This window comes from Hellea balneolensis DSM 19091 (assembly GCF_000428525.1).
Classification (GTDB): Bacteria; Pseudomonadota; Alphaproteobacteria; order Caulobacterales; family Maricaulaceae; genus Hellea; species Hellea balneolensis.
This window is the reverse complement of sequence record NZ_AUAC01000002.1, coordinates 798,302-816,780: the sequence shown is the minus strand read 5'-3', so window position 1 is coordinate 816,780 and position 18,479 is coordinate 798,302. Positions and strand designations below refer to the sequence as shown.

Below are 18,479 nucleotides of genomic sequence, written 5' to 3'. Positions count from 1 at the left end.
GAAAGAGCATGGTAGCGATTCCTCATGGAGACGATCACGGTGCCTATGGCGACGATAAGCCGGGCTTCTTTGCACGTTGGTTTTATTCGACAAACCATAAAGATATCGGAACACTTTATCTGATTTTTGGTATCATTTCTGGCCTGATTGGTGGCTATTTGTCATTCATGATGCGCATGGAACTCGCCGCGCCAGGTATCAGCGTTTTTAATTCTGAACACGATTACTTGGTCTTTGCCTCTATGCATGGCCTTATCATGATTTTCTTTATGGTGATGCCCGCTTTGATTGGCGGTTTCGGGAACTGGTTCGTGCCGATTATGATTGGCGCGCCGGATATGGCATTCCCGCGTATGAATAACCTTTCATTCTGGTTGCTTCCAACGGCTCTTATCTGCCTTTTGATTAGTTTCTTAGTCCCTGGATCTGCTTCGGGGGATGGCTTTGGCGGCGGTTGGGTGATGTATCCGCCGCTCTCGACAAGCGGCTCGCCGGGACCTGCCTTTGATTTCATCATCATCGGCCTCTTAGCGGCAGGTTTCTCGTCAATTTTCGGCGCGATCAATTTCATTACGACAATCTTGAACATGCGTGCCCCTGGCATGACAATGCATAAGATGCCGCTCTTTGCTTGGGCTGTTTTGGTCACAGCATTCTTGCTTCTTCTTGCGCTCCCTGTTCTGGCGGCATCGCTCTTTATGCTCTTCACAGACCGTATTGATGGCGGTACAGGCTTCTTCGATCCAGCCATGGGCGGTGACCCTGAAATGTTCCAGCATTTATTCTGGTTCTTCGGCCATCCTGAAGTTTACATCATGATCTTACCTGCCTTTGGTATTGTCTCTCACGTTGTTTCAACCTTCTCTAAGAAGCCAGTCTTTGGCTATCTCGGCATGGCCTATGCGATGGTCGCGATTGGTGTTGTTGGCTTCGTCGTATGGGCTCACCATATGTATACAGTGGGCATGGATGTTGACCTAAAAGCATACTTCCTTGCGGCCACACTCGTAATTGCCGTGCCAACAGGCGTGAAAATCTTCTCATGGCTGGCCACGATGTGGGGCGGGTCCATCACCTACACAATTCCGATGCAGTGGGCACTCGCCTTTATCTTCCTCTTTGTGGTTGGCGGCGTAACAGGTGTTATGCTTGCTAATGCGGGTGTAGATGTGGCGCTTCATGACACATATTATGTTGTGGCTCACTTCCATTACGTGCTGTCTATGGGCGCTGTCTTTGGTATCTTCTGCGGCTTCTATTACTGGTTCGGTAAAATGTCCGGCTATCTCTATAATAAGTGGTTGGCGGCAGCTCACTTCTGGCTGTTCTTCATCGGCGTTAATGTGATCTTCTTCCCGCAGCACTTCCTCGGGCTGAACTCTATGCCGCGCCGTTATATTGACTATCCTGCTGAATTTGAACTTTGGAACCAAGTCTCCTCAGCCGGCGCACTCATCACCCTTGCAGGTGTGGCCGCTTTCTTTGTGATGCTTATCGAAGCCTTCATTCGTAAGCGCCCGGCCTCTGACAGCTATTGGGGCGAAGGCGCAACTACGCTTGAGTGGACATTGCCGTCACCACCGCCTTATCACCAATTCAATACGCTACCGCGTATCGAAGATACTGATGAGCATTAGTGGACAGCGCTTCACATAACACTGATATAAAGGCTGCATCCTCGGGTGCAGCCTTTAATCCATCCGGTCTTAGTCTTGCTGAGCCGTCGGATTTCTTCGCGCTGATGAAACCGCGTGTCATGAGCCTTGTGGTGTTTACAGCATGGGCGGGCCTTGTTCTCGCGCCAGGCGTAATGCCGCTTTGGGCCGCCATTGCCTCCATCATTTGTATCGCCGCAGGGGCGGGGGCCTCAGGCGCGCTAAATATGTGGTATGATGCAGATATTGACGCGCAGATGTCGCGCACCAAAAAACGGCCAATTCCTCAAGGCAAGATGAGCCCCCGCGCCGCTCTAGGTTTTGGCACGGTTATCAGCGTCGCCTCAGTTTGGATGCTTTATATTGCCTCCAATGTAGTTGCTGCGGCATTGCTTGCTTTCACGATTTTCTTTTATCTTGTCATTTACACCATGTGGCTGAAACGCTCCACGCCGCAAAATATTGTTATTGGCGGCGCGGCAGGGGCCTTTCCGCCTATGATCGGCTGGGCGGCTGTGACAGGCGATATCACGGTCAATTCCGTCCTGCTCTTTATGGTTATCTTTATCTGGACGCCGCCTCATTTCTGGGCGCTAGCGCTTTATAAGACAGGCGATTACGGCAAAGTTGGGATTCCAATGATGCCCAATGTAAAGGGACCGAAATCGACGCGTAATCAGATTATGGCCTATTCGGTTCTTCTCGCGGTCATAGCTATTGCCCCCATATTTACAGGATTGGCAGGGAACCTCTACGCCGCCTTCGCCGTGCTACTCAATATCGGCTTTCTTGCTCTAGCTTTCAAAGTCTGGAAATCCCGCGCAGGAGAAATCGCGGAAAGTGCTGACGAAGCTTCGCTCTATGAAGTCAAATCTGGTGATCGCGCCGCGCGTAACCTCTTCGCCTATTCAATCATCTATCTCTTCGCGACATTCGGGGTTCTGGCAGCTGAGGCCTTGTTAGCCGCCTAACCTGCATCCCGCGCAATGTAATCATCGATAATGCGGCCAAGCACTGTCATAGGCACACTGCCGCCCAGCACCACGGCGTCATTAAAGCGGCGGAAGTCATAATTCTCGCCGAGTTCGGCCTTAGCTTTATCGCGTAGGTTATTTATCGCCGAATGTCCGACTTTATAGCCCAAAGCCTGTCCCGGCCAGGCGCAGTAACGGTCAATCTCGCCGCGCACTTCATCGGGGTTAGAACCGTTATTAGTCACAAACCACTGAATGGCTTCCTCGCGAGTCCATCTCTTCGCATGTAGCCCCGTATCCACCACAAGACGGCAGGCGCGGAAGGCCAGTGATTGCAGATAACCCAAACGCCCCACAGGGAAGTCATCATAAACGCCTAGCTCATCCGCGATTTGCTGCGCATAAAGCGCCCAACCTTCCGAATAGGCATTAAACGCCAAGAGCGATCGAATAAGCGGTTGCTTGAATGTATATTCGCCCTGCCAGACATGGCCCGGAATAGCTTCGTGATAGGTCAGATCAGCAAGGGTGAATTTATTATGCAGATCGGTGGAGCGCAGGTTAATCCAGAAATGCCCCGGCTTGGTTCCGTCGATTGAGCCCGCCCCGCCATAAGCGCCCGGCGCGCCCGCTTCGACCTCGGGAGCAATGCGCGTGACCTCCAAGAATCCCGGCACAAGCGTCTCAAAGGCTTGCGGCATACGCCCACGAATATCTTCCACGGCGTCATTGATAAAATCCATAATTTCAGCGCGGCCGGGATCTCCGTCTTTGAATTTATAACGCTCATCCGCGCCAAGCGCTGTCATCCGCGCGCCCACCGTGCCCTGCGTATAGCCAATAGATTGTAAGATAGGCTCCATACGGGCTTGTAAGCTTGCGAGCTCATCTAGGCCCATTTGGTGCACCTCATCGGGCGTCATAGTTGTCGTCGTGCCCGCGCGAAGCGCCCAATCATAATAGGAGTCACCTTGCGGTTTGGCCCAAACTCCTGCATCCGAATTGGCTTTGGGCGCGAGGGCTTCATGCACGGCGACCTGGCGGTCAATAGCGGGGCCGATTTTCTCGGTAGCAATGGCCGCGGCTTTATCCGCATATTTCCCGTCCAGCCTAGAGGAGAGAGAGCCGACAATACCCCAACTCTCTGGCGCCTTAGCGCGTGCGCCGCGTAACTGCCCTAAAGTTTTTTCCATCAAAAAGTCAGGCAGGATAACGCCTTGATCGCCCGCGATACGGGTGCGCTCTGTCTCTCCGTCGAGCTGCGCGGCATAGGCGGACATACGCTCTAAATAGCTATCTGCATCCTCAGCTGTATTAAGACTGTGGGAACTATCCATAAAACTCGGAATTTCGACAAAAGCTCCGGTGTTTTGCGCCACCGTATAAGGACTGTTACGATAAGACCAGTTGGAATTGAGCAAAGCCATATCACCATAAGGCTGGTCAAACCCTTTGGCCGAACTGTCAAAAACAGACCGCACCACCTCAACATTCAGCGCCGCATCAGCGGGCAGGGAAGAGAGGTCAATCTTATTAAGCTTAGTAAGCATATCCCGCACATCGCTTTCAATTTTGGCTTGCCCCTCTGGCGAGCGGTCCGTCAGGCGAGATTTCAGCCCCGCATATTTGCCCTTATCAATCCCTGCGCTCGACGCACTCTCAGGATAGGCATTCAGCATAAGGTCCGTGGCTTGGCCGAGCAAAGCCTGGGCAGAAAGCGCTGCAGCTGAAGGCGCCGCTATGTTCTCAGCACATCCGGAAATGCCAATAGCGGTGCTCGCGGCTGCGGCGGCAGATGTTTGAAGAAGTGTACGACGGGAAACAGTCATGGCGGGCGTCCTTATTATGAAGAGACTAGATGCCACGGGTTTAGGAGATTGGCAAATGGGGGGCGATTTATTCTCATTGGGGACATTAGCCGATAGGCAGTTGTCGCCCAAAATAGGACGCTCGTTCATGTTGATTTTTCATATTGGGATATGGATACTTATTATGATATAAGTCGAGTATGATAAGAAGTTTACTAATATCATTGTTAATGATTTTTGCCATTAGCGATGCATTTGCTAATGAATCGAGCCTTAAATTTAGTAAGCAACTTAAAGAAATTATCAACCTTCTTCAAAACGATTCACGTGACGAGGCTCTCAATCAGTTGCAGCTTCAAGAGAGCGATTTGGTCTCGTCTGTCCGTGAATCGAAAGATTCAGAAGCCTACATGCTATTGGGTAATGTATATTTCTTCGCCGAAATGGACTCGAAGGCGATGGAAGCGTTCAAATCGGCTTTGCAATTTGACGCCTCTCTGTCAGATGCTCATTTTTTTATTGGTCGCATTCACGGATATGCCAATAATCTTGAAGATGCAGAAAAGTCTTTTCAGGATGCCATATCGCTAAATAATAGTGAGGAGAAATATTTCATAGAGCTAGGGCTAAATTTTGAAAAGAGGGGCGATAAAACTTCTGCGTCATCAGCTTACAAAACCGCGCTAGCTCTCAATGGAAAAAACCATTTTGTAAATTCTAATTTAGCGACAATTTATGCCACGGAAGGCGATACTGATAATGCAGTAAAGCACTATCTAGCGGCTATCGAGCAAGAACCAAATGATTTAACAAATCATTATAATTTGGGCCAACTTTATCAGAATGCCAAACAACATGAATTAGCCCTTAAGCAGTTTGAAAAGGTCGTCAAACTGGACCCAAACGAATGGCAAGCTATCCAAAAGCTTGTGCAAGAGAATGAGGCGTTGAACAATTTTTCTGCTCGAGATTCCGCTATTGAGAGTATTTATGAGCTTTGGCGTGAGAATGAAAATAAGGAATTGCGAGAGCAAAATTTTTTTATAAGAGAGCAAAGTGAGTTAGAAAACGGAAAACTCTTTGTCTTAGAATACTTTGAACTTAGTGGCGAACGAGCGAGAAAATTTGTTTTCAAACTACAGGACGAGCAGACAGGGGATATTTTGTTTGATGTGTCGCTTGGCTCCTACGACAGCACAACTGCAGTCTCAAGAGCTTTAGGCGAAATAGGAGCCGATGAAAGAATCTATCACCTCGACGGATATAGCCCGAATGGCTCTCACTACACATATGCATTTTTTGACGCCATGCCAACTTATGAGGTGGTTAAAGAGATGGCGCTAAAGAAGCTGGCAAATGAAAACAAATCAATCTCCAGCACAATTCCTTCTAAAGAGTGATTAACAGCAATTTGAGCGTCGTAAAATCGCCTCACTTAAGACACTCGCTGACGTCCGCTTAGCCCCCACACCGCCCAAAGCCACTGCTGTGGCCTTATTCGACTAAAATCGATTCCCCCTCTGGCGCGAACAGAATCGATTTTTGGGCTTTTCCCACCGTCTTCTAAGCCCCCCTAAACAGTCCTCATCAAACCCAATCCTAATATTGTGAGCTCCCATCCCTAAACAATTTCAGACTCTTACGCAAAAACACAGAGATAAATCCTCGCTCTTCCATTTAGCCCTATGTTTATAAGTGTTGAAGTTCAGGGATTGGCTCTGGACGTTTTGAAAGGAACTATATCTGAACTGAAACATGTTCTCTTAGGATTTGGACAGGTAAGACGTCACTTGCTATTTTGAGAGACGATGAGATTGAGCATCACGGTATGACATCCGTGACTGTGCCGGATCTTTGTGAGGCGTTAGGCCCAAGCCGTGCCGTCAGATAGCGACAGCTATCATACCGCGGTAACTCGGCGATTAAGAGGCCCTCACACAAAAATCATCGCCGCGAGGTTTATGCCTTGTAAAATTATTAAAATCTTTGGTGTCCATCAGGGCATCGACCTCGCAGACGTCCAAATTTAGGGCAACGCAATTTTTAATTGGCTTGGCAATTTGTCGTCCTAGTCCTCCAAGGATGGCGGTTGACTTATCTATGTATAAGCGACATTCCGCCCTATGTGATTGGCTATACACTGTCCTATCTGATACGTATAAAGTAAGACGTTCAATAATATGGCAGAGCTATGACAGAATATCGTGATAAACCGACTGAGTTTCATGCGCCCACGCCAGCGGAGCTTAAGGCGCGGAATAAACGCAATATTGCCATTGCTGTCGCTTTGGCCGTCTTTATGATTTTTGTCTTTGTGACGATGGTTTCTAGAGGGATCATTCCTGATGTCCACTCATCGTAAAACCGTTCTTATATTGACGGGCGTAGGCCTGTCTATGCTCGCGCTTGGGTTCGCGTCCAAGCCGCTCTACGATACGTTTTGTAAAGTTACGGGTTATGGCGGAACGACGCGGGTGGCTGAGGACAATTTATCCGAAGTATTAGACCGCAAAGTCCAGGTAAGTTTTGATGCGAATGTCAATGGCTTGCCGTGGAAATTTGCGCCCGAGCAGCGCGCTATGACTGTGCAGCTTGGCCAAACGGGGCTCGCCTACTACAAAGTCAAAAATGAGAGCGATAAGCCAATGGTGGGAACGGCAACATTTAATGTAACGCCGATAAAAGCCGCGCCGTTTTTCATCAAAACAGAGTGCTTCTGCTTTACCGAACAGCGCGTAGAACCAGGACAGGAAATATCTATGCCTGTGCTGTATTTTGTGGATCCGCAATTGGATGAAGATAAGCGTCTTGAGGATGTCACGGATATTACGCTGTCTTATACCTTTTTCGAGGTCGAAAATCCGACAGAGCCTCAAGCAATTTCGTCCGTGACACCCAAAGGCGCAAGAAAAGCGCCGGATGCGACGCCTTAAGGTCTGTATTGTGGTATTTTTGGGTGTGCGACCTTGCGCCGCGAGGTCATAATCGGGCACTTTCCGATGTTGCAGGGACGGACTGGCTTGTTTATAGCCAATGAGAAATATCAGATGACGACTCGTCATCCACTGACTCTTGTGAGGGACTTATGGCCGGACACGCCGTCGAACATGACTATCATCTAATACCGCCTAGCCCGTGGCCGTTCTTATCCGGTGTGGCCTGTTTGGTTTGGGGCCTAGGTATGGTTACATTCTTTGCGGGTCTTGTGGACCGCACAGGCGAAGCCCCCATGATGGAATGGTTTTTCGGTAATGGTCTGGATACGCTTAAATCCTCTATCGTTGGCGACGGTTCTGTTTCTGGGGGGTGGTTCTTCCTCTTAATCGGTTCACTCTTCGCCGCATATGTCATGTATGGTTGGTGGAAAGATGTTGCCGCTGAATCCGAAGCGGGTGATCATACCCCTGTGGTTGATATTGGCCTTCGCTACGGCATGATCATGTTCATCATGCAGGAAGCCATGTTCTTTGTCGGTTGGTTCTGGATGTTCTTTGAATTGGGTCTTTTCCATAAAGTCCGCGCAACGTGGAATCCCGATATTCTAGAAAATGCCTCTGAATATGCCACCTCTATGGCGCCTGGTGTGACCTCCGTGGATGCTTGGCATTTACCGCTGATGAATACGCTTATTCTTTTACTTTCTGGTACCACCATTACATGGGCTCACCATGCCTTAATGCATGGCGACCGAAAGGGCGCGAAATGGGGACTGTTCCTGACGATCGCTTTGGGCATTCTTTTCACATTCGTCCAGATGTACGAATATGCTGAACTTTATCACTACAGCGCAGAAGGCGGCCATCCTTGGATTGGCGCGGATGCTTATGGCTCTGCCTTCTTTATGGCGACAGGTTTCCACGGTCTTCATGTGTTGATCGGGACGATCTTCTTGGTCGTGTGTTACGCGCGTCTTCTGAGAGGCGGCTTTAGACCTGAGAAGCATTTTGGCTTCGAAGCGGCGGCTTGGTATTGGCATTTTGTTGATGTTGTCTGGCTCTTCCTTTTTGCCTTTGTGTATGTGGTCTTTGCCCTCAATGGCGGCGGTGCGCATTAACAAAACAAAGCGCTTGGCGCGGAGATATATCGCGGCCAGGATAAGACCGCGTGATATAGGTCTTTAATGAAACTACACTTTAAACCCATGCCGTGGTTGACGGTGAGTGTTGCAATTTGTTTGGCAATACTGATCAGCCTCGGCACGTGGCAATATCAACGTTTGCAATGGAAAACGGCGTATTTAGCGGATGTCGATGCGGCCGTAAGCGCTCCGCCTCTGATGTCTTGGGCGCAGCTTCGGTCCGAGATTGAGCAGGATAAACCGGTGGATTTTCGCCGCGCTGATATTCCGGCTCAGGCCGTTATAGGTGCTCCGGCCTATTTCGTTTATCAGCCCCGCAAAGGCGGTATTTATTGGCGCTATTTTCAGCAAGTCACAGAAGAGGGCCGCCGGTTCTTTGCTGCAACTGAGTCGGTACCGGATGCAGACAAAACCAGTTTTGAGACCCCGAACCAAACAGCTCAGATGAGATTGACGGGCTATGTGCGTAAAAATGAGCCGATGGGGTTTGTTGAAAGCCTCGTCAAATCAAAAGCTTCACCTGCTCAAAACAGATATTTCAAGTTTGACCAAACGGATGCTTGGGGCAGGGACGGCGCTGCGACAGATTATTATATTGATGTCGTATCGGTAAACGGCGCAGCCTCTGATTTACCTGTTAAACGTCCTGAAATCAGAAATAACCATCTGGATTATATGCTGACATGGTATAGTTTTGCGGTAATCCTTTTGATTATCTATTTTATTCTACACTACCGGGCAGGGCGCTTAAAATTTTCATGAGTAAAGCCGATACCAATACGGTGCTAACTGGGATCGCGGCGGGAGGGTCTGTTATCTTGCGTCATCCGCGTTGGTCTGATTACGAGGCTTGGAAAGAGCTGCGTAAAGAGAATAAAGCCTATTTGACGCCGTGGGAGCCGGAATGGGATGCGCGGCACCTCACACGCCTGACCTACCGCTCAAGATTGGCGAAGTTTAAAAAGATGGTCGCTAATGATGAGGCTTATCCTTTTCATATCTTTCGCGCCTCGGATGACCGCCTTATTGGCGCCTGTAACATTACGCATATTCAGCGTCAGGTGGCGCAGACAGCTCAGCTCGGCTATTGGGTCGGGGAGCATTATGCCAGGCAGGGCTTTGCACGCGCTTCTGTTTCCGCGGCAGTCAAGTTTTGCTTTGAAACGTTGGGGCTACACCGCGTCGAAGCAGGGGTTCAAGCTGACAATGCCGCCTCAATAAAAGTTTTGACTGCCATGGGATTTATTCGCGAAGGCACAGCCAGAGGCTATCTAAAAATAAATGGCCGGTGGGAAGATCACGATATCTATGCCAAGCTGAGCAGTGACTAATCGTTTGTGACGAAAGACCTAATGCTCTCCAGTATTTCAGGCGCAATAGGTAGGTCAGGATTTTTATAAGTCATCATGTTGCCGATACGGTTGGCCGGCGAATCCTTTAGGACGTGGTTCATGCCGTCAATAATGACGAGCTCTCCGCCTGTTGAAGCGGCTAAAAGTTCTGCGTCAGTTTCTTTGACTTGAATATCATGTGATCCTTGAACGATGAGCGTCGGCTTGGCCGCCTCTTTCGCGACTTGGGCCGGATCTTTGGCCATCACAGATATCAGAAAGTCTTGCACAGCCGGATAAAATAGCGGCTTTAGCGCCGGATGCATATTTTCAGTATCAACATGCTCTCCGCCCTCCAAAGTTTCAATGGCAGCAAAGGCAGGTTTTATAATTATAATATTTGCCGGATTTGCTTTAAGTTGCTCCCGCAGGATGTCTCCAAAAGGGCGTCCAGGTGCTGAAACAAGGATTAGGCCGCACACATTGATATTCTCAATTGCTGCCGCAGACACCATGATACCGCCCTCGGAATGGCCTAGCATGTAAACACATGACCGTCCCGTCTGTGTGATTATGGTTTCGGCCCAATCTTTGTAATCCTGAGCATAAATATCGACAGTCACGGCGTTTGCGTCGCCTGCACCGCTGCTGGAAAACATACCCCGCTTATCTACGCGAACCGTTGAAATGCCTTTTGCCGCAAGTCCCTCTGCGAGTAATTTATAACTATTGGCTGTCACGTCCATTGGATTATTGCCGTCTAAATCCGTCGGGCCTGAACCAGGAACAATCAGCACCACAGGGCTTAGGTTACCGGCATCAATCCAGAGGCCGTTTAAATCGCCTGATGATATTGGGCGATCCGTGAATACAGCTTTATGTGTTGGTTTAGGCAGCGCCAGGGTTTCTTCTTTCACGGTTGGTTGATGGTTGATTTCACTACCTCCGCATGCACTGACTAGTAATCCGGAAAGAATTGAAATGATAAGATGCTGTGTTTTCATTTTGAGGCTCAATTTCAATTATATGGGCTTGGTCTGAATGGATATTTAAGCGCGTATTAGGATTTTCGTAGATTAAAGTTTAAGACAACACGTGTATCTGTGTCTGTCTGGACGGTTCCATAATGGGGTTCATTATCAAAAATTATCATTTGATTAGCAAGAGAGGGCACAACTGTGCCGCCGATCACCGTTTCCCCATTACATGTGTTTATATGAAAGACAGCTGTTCTAAATTTATCGGACACACCTGAGTCAAGTGGTATATCAACATGAATAGGGTGATGAATTTTCTTGCCTTGATTTGTATACAATACGGCTCTTATTCTGCTCACCCCCATAAAGTCCTCTTTCAATAAGAGTTGATGAATGATTCCGCGAACAGGTTCGAAATAACGTTGATTTATAACTTTCCCGTCGTCCATAAATGTATGTGCAAACATAAAATGTTGTTCAGTAGAGACGACACGGTCTGTGAAGAACCATGGAATTACATTTGTCATGAAAAGTTTTTGGATCTCAGTAAAGTGGGCTTTCGGAAGGAAATCCTTATAGATATCTGCCATTATTGTCTTTCATATTCAGTACATATCATGCCGACCCACCATGCCGGGACAGCATTTCAGGCTTTATCCCAAGACTGGCCAGAGCTTTTGTCCATTTGCCATTAAGGTTGGGATCGAAAATTAATGTTTCATCCGCATCGGCGACAATCCACGCATTATCTTGAAGCTCGCGTTCAACTTGGCCAGCGCCCCAGCCGGAATAACCGACGGCGAGCATAGCCTTTGTCGGAGCATTGTCTTGCACAAGGGCTTCCAGCACATCTTTGGTAGACGTCAGGTGTAGTGTATCTGTTAGCTTAAGGCTAGTCTCGGTCTTGAAATAATCAGAACTGTGCAGAACAAACCCACGATCTATGTCAACTGGGCCGCCTTCAAGCACAGGTGTATCAGCGACTTTGACGTCACCTTCAATACCAATATTTGAGAGCATATCTGAGAGCTGAAATGCATTACCGGATTTCACGACTTGCTTGTTAATAACAAGCCCCATAGCGCCGCTACTATCATGGCTGCACACATATATGACTGCATCTTTAAAGCGTGGATCTCCCATTTGGGGTGTCGCAATAAGCAAGCGGTTTGTGAGTTCCATAGCGTGTGAATCGGTCATATTAAAACAATAGTATCACATCAAAATCGTTCCGCCTAATCTTGCAAAAATGTCACACTCTCCCCATATTGATTTAAACAAGAAACATGATTGAGGAGAGACCATGTCTATTAAAAAAGGGGATAAAGTCCCTGCGGCGACCTTTATGACAATGGGAGCAGACGGCCCTGAGCCTGTCGATACAGATAGCCTTTTTAACGGCAAACGCGTGGCTCTTTTTGCTGTGCCAGGTGCTTTCACGCCAACCTGTTCAGCGAAGCATTTACCGGGTTTTAAAGAGCAAGCAGAAAACTTCAAAGCCAAAGGCATTGATACGATTGCTTGTACATCGGTTAATGATGTCTTTGTGATGGGCGCTTGGGCGAAAGACCAAGGCGTCACAGATGAAATGATGATGCTCGCCGACGGAAATGGCGACTTTGCCAAAGCTATTGGTCTTGAACTTGATGGTAGCGGTTTCGGCATGGGCGGACGCTCACAGCGCTATGCCATGGTTGTCGATAACGGCACAGTTGAGAATATTTTCGTAGAGCAGGGCGGTGAGTTCAAGGTTTCATCGGCTGATTACGTCTTGGAGAATCTCTAGCGCAGGCCAAAAAACACATATAAATTCCAAATCAGAAAAGGGGATATAAAATGGAAATAGGAAGTTACTTACCGATTATATTGGTTGTCTTGGCGCTAGTCGTCATATTGAATGCGATCAAGGCTGTTCCGCAAGGTATGGAATACACAGTTGAGCAATTTGGGCGTTACACGAAAACACTCAAACCCGGCCTCTCATTCATTATCCCGTTTTTTGAAAAAGTGGGATATAAAATGAACATGCGCGAGCGCGTGATTGATATTCCGTCGCAAGATGTGATTACCAAAGACAATGCGATGGTCACGGCTGACGCGGTTGTCTTTATCCAAGTCGTTGATGCGCGGATGGCGGCCTATGAGGTCAATAATCTCGACAATGCAATTAAGAACCTTTGCTTGACGAATGTGCGTACGGTTGTCGGCTCAATGGATTTGGACGAAACATTATCAAAGCGTGATGAAATCAACGCGCGTCTCTTGGCGGTGATTGACCAAGCGACAGACCCATGGGGCACTAAGGTGACGCGGATTGAGATTAAAGATCTCTCGCCGCCGGCTGATATTACCCAAGCCATGAATAAGCAGATGAAAGCTGAGCGTGAAAAGCGGGCTGATATCTTAATGGCAGAAGGCCACAAGCAATCGCAGATTTTGAAAGCTGAAGGCGAAAAAGAAGCCGCGATCCGTGAGGCCGAAGGGCGTAAAGATGCGGCTTTCTTGGATGCTGAAGGACGTGAGCGTGAAGCCGAAGCGGAAGCCCGCGCAACCGCGATGGTGTCGGCTGCGATTGCCAAAGGTGACGTGAATGCTGTGAATTACTTTATAGCGCAGGATTATGTAAAAGCCTTTGGCGAACTTGCTAAATCATCGAACCAGAAAACCGTTATTGTTCCGGCTGAACTTTCAGGACTTGCGGCGACAGTTGGCGGGATAAGCGGATTGCTCGATGCCGGCGCGAAAAAGAACCTTAAGAAATAGGAGAGCTGTATGAATAATGATGCAAACCTCTTAGTTCAAATGCTGGAGTCCATGACGGGAACAAAATGGCTTATCTTGGGTGTGCTCTTGCTCGTCCTCGAAGTCATCACGGGAACGACATATATTCTCTGGCCCGCCGTTGCGGCTCTGATTGTTGGCGTTATCGTCTTCATATTGCCGCTCGGATGGGAAATGCAATTTTTGCTTTTCTTTATTCTCTCAGCCGTTTTGCTTGTTGCGGGACACAAATATGTACGCCCCAAAATGAAAGGCGGAGAGCCTTCAGACCTTAATGATCGTGCGCGTTCTATGATTGGTATGCGTGTTAAAGCCGTCGCAGATTTTGAGACTGGCATGGGCCGTGTTCAAGTTGGGGATACCCAATGGCGCGCGAGCATCACTGATGGCAATCCTTCATCCGGAACAGAGCTTCGCGTTGTCTCTGTAAAAGGAACAACGCTGCAGGTGGAAGCGCTTTAGTGCCAATTCTTCTGGAGTCTATTGATAGCCGCGGCAGCTTTCGGCTGCTGCGCGATAGAGAAGAACAGTTTCAGCTCAAATACCAAAATTGGTTTTCTAGCAAGGCCATGACGACATTTAATGATCAGCAGATCATGATGCTCCCAAAAAACTTCTGGATGAGTAAGTTTGATATTTTTAAAGATGGCGTCGATGTCGGCGATATCATCTTTAACTGGATGGGCCATGTCATTATTCGGCTGACCCGTGCCGATGGCAGCGGTGAAGACGAGTTTCTCCTAAAACATCGCGGAATCATGAGTACACAATATGAATTGCTAACAGAGAAAAATGAGCACCTACTGACCCTTAAGGCAGGCTTTAACTGGAAGAAATTCAAATATAATTACGAGGTTATCCGCGAGGGGCACGATTATCCGGATATTGTCTTGGATGAACTGCTAATCTATTGCGGTTTCGCAGCCAACCTGCACATGACAAATAGCGGTATGGGTTAGTGTGTCTTGAAACGGCGCGTCTGCAACTTCGTCATTGGCGAGAGGCAGATAGAGATGAGTTCGCGGCTCTTCATGCAGACCTAGAAGTTAATGCTGATTTAGGAGGTCCCTTTAGTCGTCAAAAAAGCGATAAGAAATTCGCACGTTATATTAACGCTCAAACAAAACAGGGTTATAGCCGCTGGGTTGTTGACAGCTTAAACGGTGACTTCCTCGGATATGCGGGAATTATGCGGATTTCAGAGAGCCATCCATTGGGGCTGCATAATGAAATCGGTTGGCGTTTTCACAGAGCGGCATGGGGCAAGGGTTATGCGAGCGAAGCAGCAAAGGCGGCTCTGGATGATGGCTTTAAGCGCTTAGGCTTAGAGCACATCTTATCTTATACATCCCTAAATAATCGACGCTCACAAGCCGTCATGGAACGTATTGGAATGGCTCGTGCTGAAGAAAAAGACTTTACAGCGCAATATGAGGGTTTTGGCGCATGGCAGGGAATAGTTTGAGAGTATTATAACGTGTCTTGAACCCCCTGCGACCCCGCCTATAAGCGGATATGGAAACAGACCGTTTCAGTGCCTTTCGCCATAGCTCTTTCTCCCGTTATTTCGGAGCACGCTTTCTGACGGCTATGGCCACCCAAATCACCTCCGTTGCTGTGGGGTGGCAGATTTATGACGAAACCGGCAATGCTGCGCTTTTGGGCTGGATCGGTTTAGTGCAATTCTTACCCGCCGTTTTACTGGTGCTTTTTACGGGGCTAGCATCGGATCGTTTCGGGCGGCGATTGATAATGGGGCTTTCCATTCTGCTCGAAATGAGCTGCGCTGTTATGATTTTTTATCTGGCGGTCACCCTCCAATTCGACCCTGTAATCGTGTTGATAATTTTAACTGTATTTGGTGTTGCGCGGGCCTTTCTGACGCCTGCCTCAAGCTCATTAGTTGTCAATGTCGTACCTAAAGATGACTTTGCCAATGCAATCGGGTGGATAACGTCTTCGTGGCAGCTTGCATCAATATTTGGTCCTGTTGCGGGCGGGTTGCTTTACGGTATTTCAGGGCCAACGGCCTATGCGGCTGCAGCCATTATTTTTGGTATTGCAGCAATTTTGATATTCTCAATCTCTAAAACGGCGCAAGCGCTTGAAACGGCGGCGACATCACTCGAGACGATTTTGGGCGGATTTAAATATATCTGGAACCAAAAGATTGTATTGGGCGCAATATCTCTGGATTTATTTGCGGTGCTGCTCGGCGGTGCCGTTGCCTTGATGCCGATTTATGCAAAGGATATTTTAGAGCTTGGGCCAACAGGGTTAGGACTTTTAAGGGCCGCTCCCGGAATTGGCGCTGTGATCATGATTGGATATTTGACGGCTTTTCCAATCAAAGATCATGCGGGGATTATCTTGTTTATAACGGTAGCTCTTTTTGGCCTCGCGACAGCCGTCTTTGGTGTCTCTACCTCGGCATGGTTATCGGTTATAGCGCTTATGCTGGTCGGGGCTTTCGACATGATATCGGTTTATATTCGTGAAATCCTGTTACAGCTTTGGACACCCGACAAGGTGAGGGGGCGGGTCAATGCTGTAAACGCAATTTTCTTAGGGGCCTCAAATGAGTTGGGGGAGTTTCGAGCGGGTTTCATGGCCGCTGCTTATGGCGCTGTCTTAACTGTTACGGGCGGGGGTGTTGCGGCTATGGGAATCGCTGCAGCTTGGGCAAAGATGTTCCCAAGTCTACGCACAGCTCGATATTTAGAAGCTCCGGATAAATTTGAGAGTTAATCTCTGACGGGCATACCCGCACGCGCGAGTTTATCTGCGCGCTCATTGCCCTCCACACCGGCATGGCCTTTGACCCATTTCCAAGTCACATTATGTATAGCGTTTAGAGCGTCGAGCTCTTTCCATAAGTCCACATTTACAACGGGCTTTTTATCAGATTTTTTCCAACCGCGTTTCTTCCAGCCGTGAATCCATTCTGTGATACCCTTCATAACGTAAGTGCTGTCCGTCCATAGGGTTACATTACCCCTATATTTCTCATTTATAGCTTCGAGTGCTTTGATGGCTGCCATCATTTCCATGCGGTTGTTGGTTGTATCATGCTCGCCGCCCTTTAGTGTTTTTTCCTTATCACCAAATTGCATCAACACGCCCCAACCGCCAGGGCCAGGATTGCCTGAACAGGCCCCGTCCGTATAAATCACAAGTTCCGCTTTTTTAGGCAACGTCGAGTAGCTTTCTGGGCAGCCGAAATATAACCTTTTCTTTAGTCACTTCGACTTCTTGCATGTCGATCTCATATTTTGATTTAAGGGCCGCGAGAACGCCGTCCGTGAGATATTCCGGCGCACTGGCTCCGGCGGAAAGGCCGATGACTTTCGCTTGGTCTACAATGTCCCAATTAATGCTGTCTGCGCTAGAAATTAACATGGCGTTGTCCGCGCCCGCTTTATCACCAACTTCGACAAGTCGTTTAGAATTAGACGACGTCTGAGACCCAATGACCAAAAGAAGATCACACCGCTCAGCGATAGCTTTCACAGCCATTTGGCGGTTCGTTGTCGCGTAGCAAATATCCTCTTTATAAGGCAGAGCGATGTTGGGAAAACGCGTCTTTAAGATATCGATCATGGCGGATGTATCATCAACGGATAGTGTGGTTTGCGTCACAAGGGCTAAGTTTTCAGGATCTTCAGCCGTGAATTTATGCGCGTCTTCTTCGGTTTCGATCAAGCTCATTCGGCCGACCGGAAGTTGTCCCATTGTGCCCACCACTTCGGGATGACCTTCATGACCGATTAAGAGAATATGATGCCCAGCAGCGGCATGTTTTTCGGCTTCGACATGGACTTTAGAGACAAGCGGACACGTTGCGTCAAGATAATTCATCTCTCTGGCCTGAGCGGCTGCCGGAACAGATTTCGGAACGCCATGGGCCGAAAAGACGACGGGGCGGTCATCGGGGCAGTCTTCGAGTTCCTCAACAAAAACAGCGCCCATACCCACCAAACGATCAACTACATGACGGTTATGGACTATTTCATGACGCACATAGACGGGCGCACCATATTTTGCGATGGACTTTTCTACGATCTGAATAGCGCGGTCAACGCCGGCACAAAAGCCGCGCGGGGCGGCTAAAAGCACTGTTTTTGACGTGCGTTTGGCTGACATTAAATTCTCCTCATACCGCATAGAGAGCCGATGTTCGGCGTTGCGGCGGTCTTTATACTTGTCTAAGACCTAGCAGACTCGTTTCCGCCAAGCTATAGCAGGGTGGAGAGAAATAATGACCAAATTTGGGACAAATAGATGCGGTTTACAAAATTAGTGATGGTAACGGCTTTGGTGGCGGCCACTGCAATTGCGGGATGTCGAAGTACTCAGGAAGTCCTTCAAATTGGCGCAGCGGCTGAAGCCAATCCGGGGCCATGCCCCCGCGCTTTTGCGCTTTATGACGCTTCGCGTATCGTTGAGTTTCGTGGTGATCAAGAGCGCTTTGCCAATGTCGGGTTCACGGGTGAGTTTCAAAAAGTGCGTAGTCTTTGCCGCTATTATAGTGCGCAGCCGATAGAAGGCGACCTTGAGATGGATATTAGCTTTGGCCGCGGCCCTGCCGCTTCCGGTCAAAGCACGGCTACATATGAATACTTCGTCGCTGTGACGCGCAAAAATATTGGTGTGATCAACAAAGAAACTTTCCCCATTCAAGTGACATTTCCGGCAGGGGCGGATCGCGTTACGCTAACGGAGCGCGTTGATAAAATCGTTATACCTCGCGCCAAAGAAGGCACTTCGGGCGAAAACTTTGAAATTATTGTTGGATTTGAACTCACCGAAGCTCAGCGCAACTTCAATGCTGAAGGTAAGCGCTTCCGCGTTTCTGCTGGGCAAAATTAGAGCGTC

Annotated in this window: 21 protein-coding genes; 15 read left to right on the top strand and 6 right to left on the bottom strand. The window is 48.6% G+C overall.

What is annotated here, in order from left to right:
• Positions 1-8: 8 nt before the first annotated feature.
• Positions 9-1,637, top strand: coding sequence for a cytochrome c oxidase subunit I (gene ctaD / locus F569_RS0104050; protein ID WP_026941157.1), 1,629 nt, complete (start codon positions 9-11; stop codon positions 1,635-1,637).
• 26 nt (positions 1,638-1,663) lie between these two features.
• Positions 1,664-2,626, top strand: coding sequence for a heme o synthase (cyoE, locus tag F569_RS0104045; RefSeq protein ID WP_026941156.1), 963 nt, complete (start codon positions 1,664-1,666; stop codon positions 2,624-2,626).
• On the opposite strand, the gene F569_RS0104040 is transcribed toward cyoE, so the two are convergent.
• Complete coding sequence (locus tag F569_RS0104040) at positions 2,623-4,458, bottom strand: DUF885 domain-containing protein (protein ID WP_026941155.1); 1,836 nt, start codon at positions 4,456-4,458, stop codon at positions 2,623-2,625. The two genes, cyoE and F569_RS0104040, sit on opposite strands and share 4 nt — an antisense overlap.
• A 209-nt stretch (positions 4,459-4,667) precedes the next feature.
• On the opposite strand from F569_RS0104040, the gene F569_RS0104030 reads away from it, so the two are divergent.
• From F569_RS0104030 to F569_RS0104005, 6 genes are all read left to right on the top strand, one after another.
• Positions 4,668-5,837 carry a tetratricopeptide repeat protein gene (locus F569_RS0104030; RefSeq protein WP_026941154.1) on the top strand — a complete coding sequence of 390 codons (1,170 nt, stop codon included), beginning with the start codon at positions 4,668-4,670 and terminating at the stop codon, positions 5,835-5,837.
• A 791-nt stretch (positions 5,838-6,628) separates the two neighbouring features.
• On the top strand, positions 6,629-6,799 hold the full coding sequence (locus F569_RS19690) for a hypothetical protein (protein WP_169697917.1): 171 nt from the start codon (positions 6,629-6,631) through the stop codon (positions 6,797-6,799).
• Positions 6,783-7,370, top strand: a complete 588-nt coding sequence (locus F569_RS0104020) for a cytochrome c oxidase assembly protein (protein ID WP_034387180.1) — start codon at positions 6,783-6,785, stop codon at positions 7,368-7,370. Before F569_RS19690 ends, F569_RS0104020 begins: the two co-directional genes overlap by 17 nt.
• A gap of 152 nt (positions 7,371-7,522) precedes the next feature.
• The gene (locus tag F569_RS0104015; RefSeq protein ID WP_026941152.1) at positions 7,523-8,491 is read left to right on the top strand and encodes a cytochrome c oxidase subunit 3; all 969 of its coding nucleotides are present in this window, start codon (positions 7,523-7,525) and stop codon (positions 8,489-8,491) included.
• Positions 8,492-8,557: 66 nt separating this feature from the next.
• A complete protein-coding gene (locus F569_RS0104010; protein ID WP_026941151.1) occupies positions 8,558-9,277 on the top strand; it encodes an SURF1 family protein in 720 nt (239 codons plus the stop codon).
• Positions 9,274-9,846: a GNAT family N-acetyltransferase gene (locus F569_RS0104005; protein WP_051279261.1), complete on the top strand. Its 573-nt coding sequence runs from the start codon at positions 9,274-9,276 to the stop codon at positions 9,844-9,846. Before F569_RS0104010 ends, F569_RS0104005 begins: the two co-directional genes overlap by 4 nt.
• Here the strand turns inward: F569_RS0104005 and F569_RS16375 are convergent.
• The 3 genes from F569_RS16375 to F569_RS0103990 are packed head-to-tail and all read right to left on the bottom strand — an operon-like array spanning position 9,843 to position 12,023.
• A complete protein-coding gene (locus tag F569_RS16375; RefSeq protein WP_051279259.1) occupies positions 9,843-10,850 on the bottom strand; it encodes an alpha/beta hydrolase in 1,008 nt (335 codons plus the stop codon). The genes F569_RS0104005 and F569_RS16375 overlap by 4 nt on opposite strands.
• Positions 10,851-10,906: 56 nt before the next feature.
• Positions 10,907-11,413, bottom strand: coding sequence for a hypothetical protein (locus F569_RS18735; RefSeq protein ID WP_051279257.1), 507 nt, complete (start codon positions 11,411-11,413; stop codon positions 10,907-10,909).
• A 25-nt stretch (positions 11,414-11,438) separates the two neighbouring features.
• On the bottom strand, positions 11,439-12,023 hold the full coding sequence (locus F569_RS0103990; protein ID WP_026941149.1) for a YqgE/AlgH family protein: 585 nt from the start codon (positions 12,021-12,023) through the stop codon (positions 11,439-11,441).
• A 103-nt stretch (positions 12,024-12,126) separates the two neighbouring features.
• Here F569_RS0103990 and F569_RS0103985 point away from each other — a divergent pair, with 103 nt between their 5' ends.
• Genes F569_RS0103985 through F569_RS0103960 form a run of 6 tightly spaced genes read left to right on the top strand, consistent with a single transcriptional unit; the run spans position 12,127 to position 16,352 of the window.
• Positions 12,127-12,609, top strand: a complete 483-nt coding sequence (locus tag F569_RS0103985) for a peroxiredoxin (protein ID WP_026941148.1) — start codon at positions 12,127-12,129, stop codon at positions 12,607-12,609.
• 50 nt (positions 12,610-12,659) lie between these two features.
• Complete coding sequence (locus tag F569_RS0103980) at positions 12,660-13,586, top strand: SPFH domain-containing protein (protein WP_026941147.1); 927 nt, start codon at positions 12,660-12,662, stop codon at positions 13,584-13,586.
• 9 nt (positions 13,587-13,595) lie between these two features.
• Positions 13,596-14,066: an NfeD family protein gene (locus F569_RS0103975; protein ID WP_051279255.1), complete on the top strand. Its 471-nt coding sequence runs from the start codon at positions 13,596-13,598 to the stop codon at positions 14,064-14,066.
• A complete protein-coding gene (locus F569_RS0103970) occupies positions 14,066-14,563 on the top strand; it encodes a hypothetical protein (RefSeq protein WP_026941145.1) in 498 nt (165 codons plus the stop codon). Before F569_RS0103975 ends, F569_RS0103970 begins: the two co-directional genes overlap by 1 nt.
• Positions 14,563-15,069, top strand: a complete 507-nt coding sequence (locus tag F569_RS0103965; RefSeq protein ID WP_026941144.1) for a GNAT family N-acetyltransferase — start codon at positions 14,563-14,565, stop codon at positions 15,067-15,069. The genes F569_RS0103970 and F569_RS0103965 overlap by 1 nt, the downstream gene beginning before the upstream one ends.
• Positions 15,070-15,119: 50 nt before the next feature.
• Entirely contained in the window at positions 15,120-16,352 is a 1,233-nt protein-coding gene (locus tag F569_RS0103960; RefSeq protein WP_026941143.1) for an MFS transporter, read from the top strand.
• On the opposite strand, the gene rnhA is transcribed toward F569_RS0103960, so the two are convergent.
• Together rnhA and ispH are read right to left on the bottom strand one after the other, a co-directional pair.
• Positions 16,349-16,777 (bottom strand): ribonuclease HI, encoded by a 429-nt coding sequence (rnhA, locus tag F569_RS0103955; protein WP_233353585.1) that lies wholly within the window; start codon positions 16,775-16,777, stop codon positions 16,349-16,351. The genes F569_RS0103960 and rnhA overlap by 4 nt on opposite strands.
• A gap of 13 nt (positions 16,778-16,790) precedes the next feature.
• On the bottom strand, positions 16,791-17,747 hold the full coding sequence (ispH, locus tag F569_RS0103950; protein WP_026941141.1) for a 4-hydroxy-3-methylbut-2-enyl diphosphate reductase: 957 nt from the start codon (positions 17,745-17,747) through the stop codon (positions 16,791-16,793).
• A 138-nt stretch (positions 17,748-17,885) separates the two neighbouring features.
• Between ispH and F569_RS0103945 the strand changes: the two genes are divergently transcribed.
• A complete protein-coding gene (locus tag F569_RS0103945) occupies positions 17,886-18,473 on the top strand; it encodes a hypothetical protein (RefSeq protein WP_026941140.1) in 588 nt (195 codons plus the stop codon).
• The last annotated feature ends 6 nt before the right edge of the window (positions 18,474-18,479 follow it).

What these genes read in the sequence shown, in the direction of transcription:
- F569_RS19690 (WP_169697917.1), top strand. Translation starts at nt 6,629, where the DNA reads ATGACAGAATATCGTGATAAACCGACTGAGTTTCATGCGCCCACGCCA.
- F569_RS0104015 (WP_026941152.1), top strand. Translation starts at nt 7,523, where the DNA reads ATGGCCGGACACGCCGTCGAACATGACTATCATCTAATACCGCCTAGC.
- F569_RS0104010 (WP_026941151.1), top strand. Translation starts at nt 8,558, where the DNA reads ATGAAACTACACTTTAAACCCATGCCGTGGTTGACGGTGAGTGTTGCA.
- ctaD (WP_026941157.1), top strand. Translation starts at nt 9, where the DNA reads ATGGTAGCGATTCCTCATGGAGACGATCACGGTGCCTATGGCGACGAT.
- F569_RS0104020 (WP_034387180.1), top strand. Translation starts at nt 6,783, where the DNA reads ATGTCCACTCATCGTAAAACCGTTCTTATATTGACGGGCGTAGGCCTG.
- F569_RS16375 (WP_051279259.1), bottom strand. Translation starts at nt 10,850, where the DNA reads ATGAAAACACAGCATCTTATCATTTCAATTCTTTCCGGATTACTAGTC.
- F569_RS18735 (WP_051279257.1), bottom strand. Translation starts at nt 11,413, where the DNA reads ATGGCAGATATCTATAAGGATTTCCTTCCGAAAGCCCACTTTACTGAG.
- F569_RS0104030 (WP_026941154.1), top strand. Translation starts at nt 4,668, where the DNA reads ATGATTTTTGCCATTAGCGATGCATTTGCTAATGAATCGAGCCTTAAA.
- F569_RS0103985 (WP_026941148.1), top strand. Translation starts at nt 12,127, where the DNA reads ATGTCTATTAAAAAAGGGGATAAAGTCCCTGCGGCGACCTTTATGACA.
- F569_RS0103975 (WP_051279255.1), top strand. Translation starts at nt 13,596, where the DNA reads ATGAATAATGATGCAAACCTCTTAGTTCAAATGCTGGAGTCCATGACG.
- F569_RS0104040 (WP_026941155.1), bottom strand. Translation starts at nt 4,458, where the DNA reads ATGACTGTTTCCCGTCGTACACTTCTTCAAACATCTGCCGCCGCAGCC.
- F569_RS0103990 (WP_026941149.1), bottom strand. Translation starts at nt 12,023, where the DNA reads ATGACCGATTCACACGCTATGGAACTCACAAACCGCTTGCTTATTGCG.
- F569_RS0103980 (WP_026941147.1), top strand. Translation starts at nt 12,660, where the DNA reads ATGGAAATAGGAAGTTACTTACCGATTATATTGGTTGTCTTGGCGCTA.
- F569_RS0103945 (WP_026941140.1), top strand. Translation starts at nt 17,886, where the DNA reads ATGCGGTTTACAAAATTAGTGATGGTAACGGCTTTGGTGGCGGCCACT.
- F569_RS0104005 (WP_051279261.1), top strand. Translation starts at nt 9,274, where the DNA reads ATGAGTAAAGCCGATACCAATACGGTGCTAACTGGGATCGCGGCGGGA.
- F569_RS0103960 (WP_026941143.1), top strand. Translation starts at nt 15,120, where the DNA reads ATGGAAACAGACCGTTTCAGTGCCTTTCGCCATAGCTCTTTCTCCCGT.
- ispH (WP_026941141.1), bottom strand. Translation starts at nt 17,747, where the DNA reads ATGTCAGCCAAACGCACGTCAAAAACAGTGCTTTTAGCCGCCCCGCGC.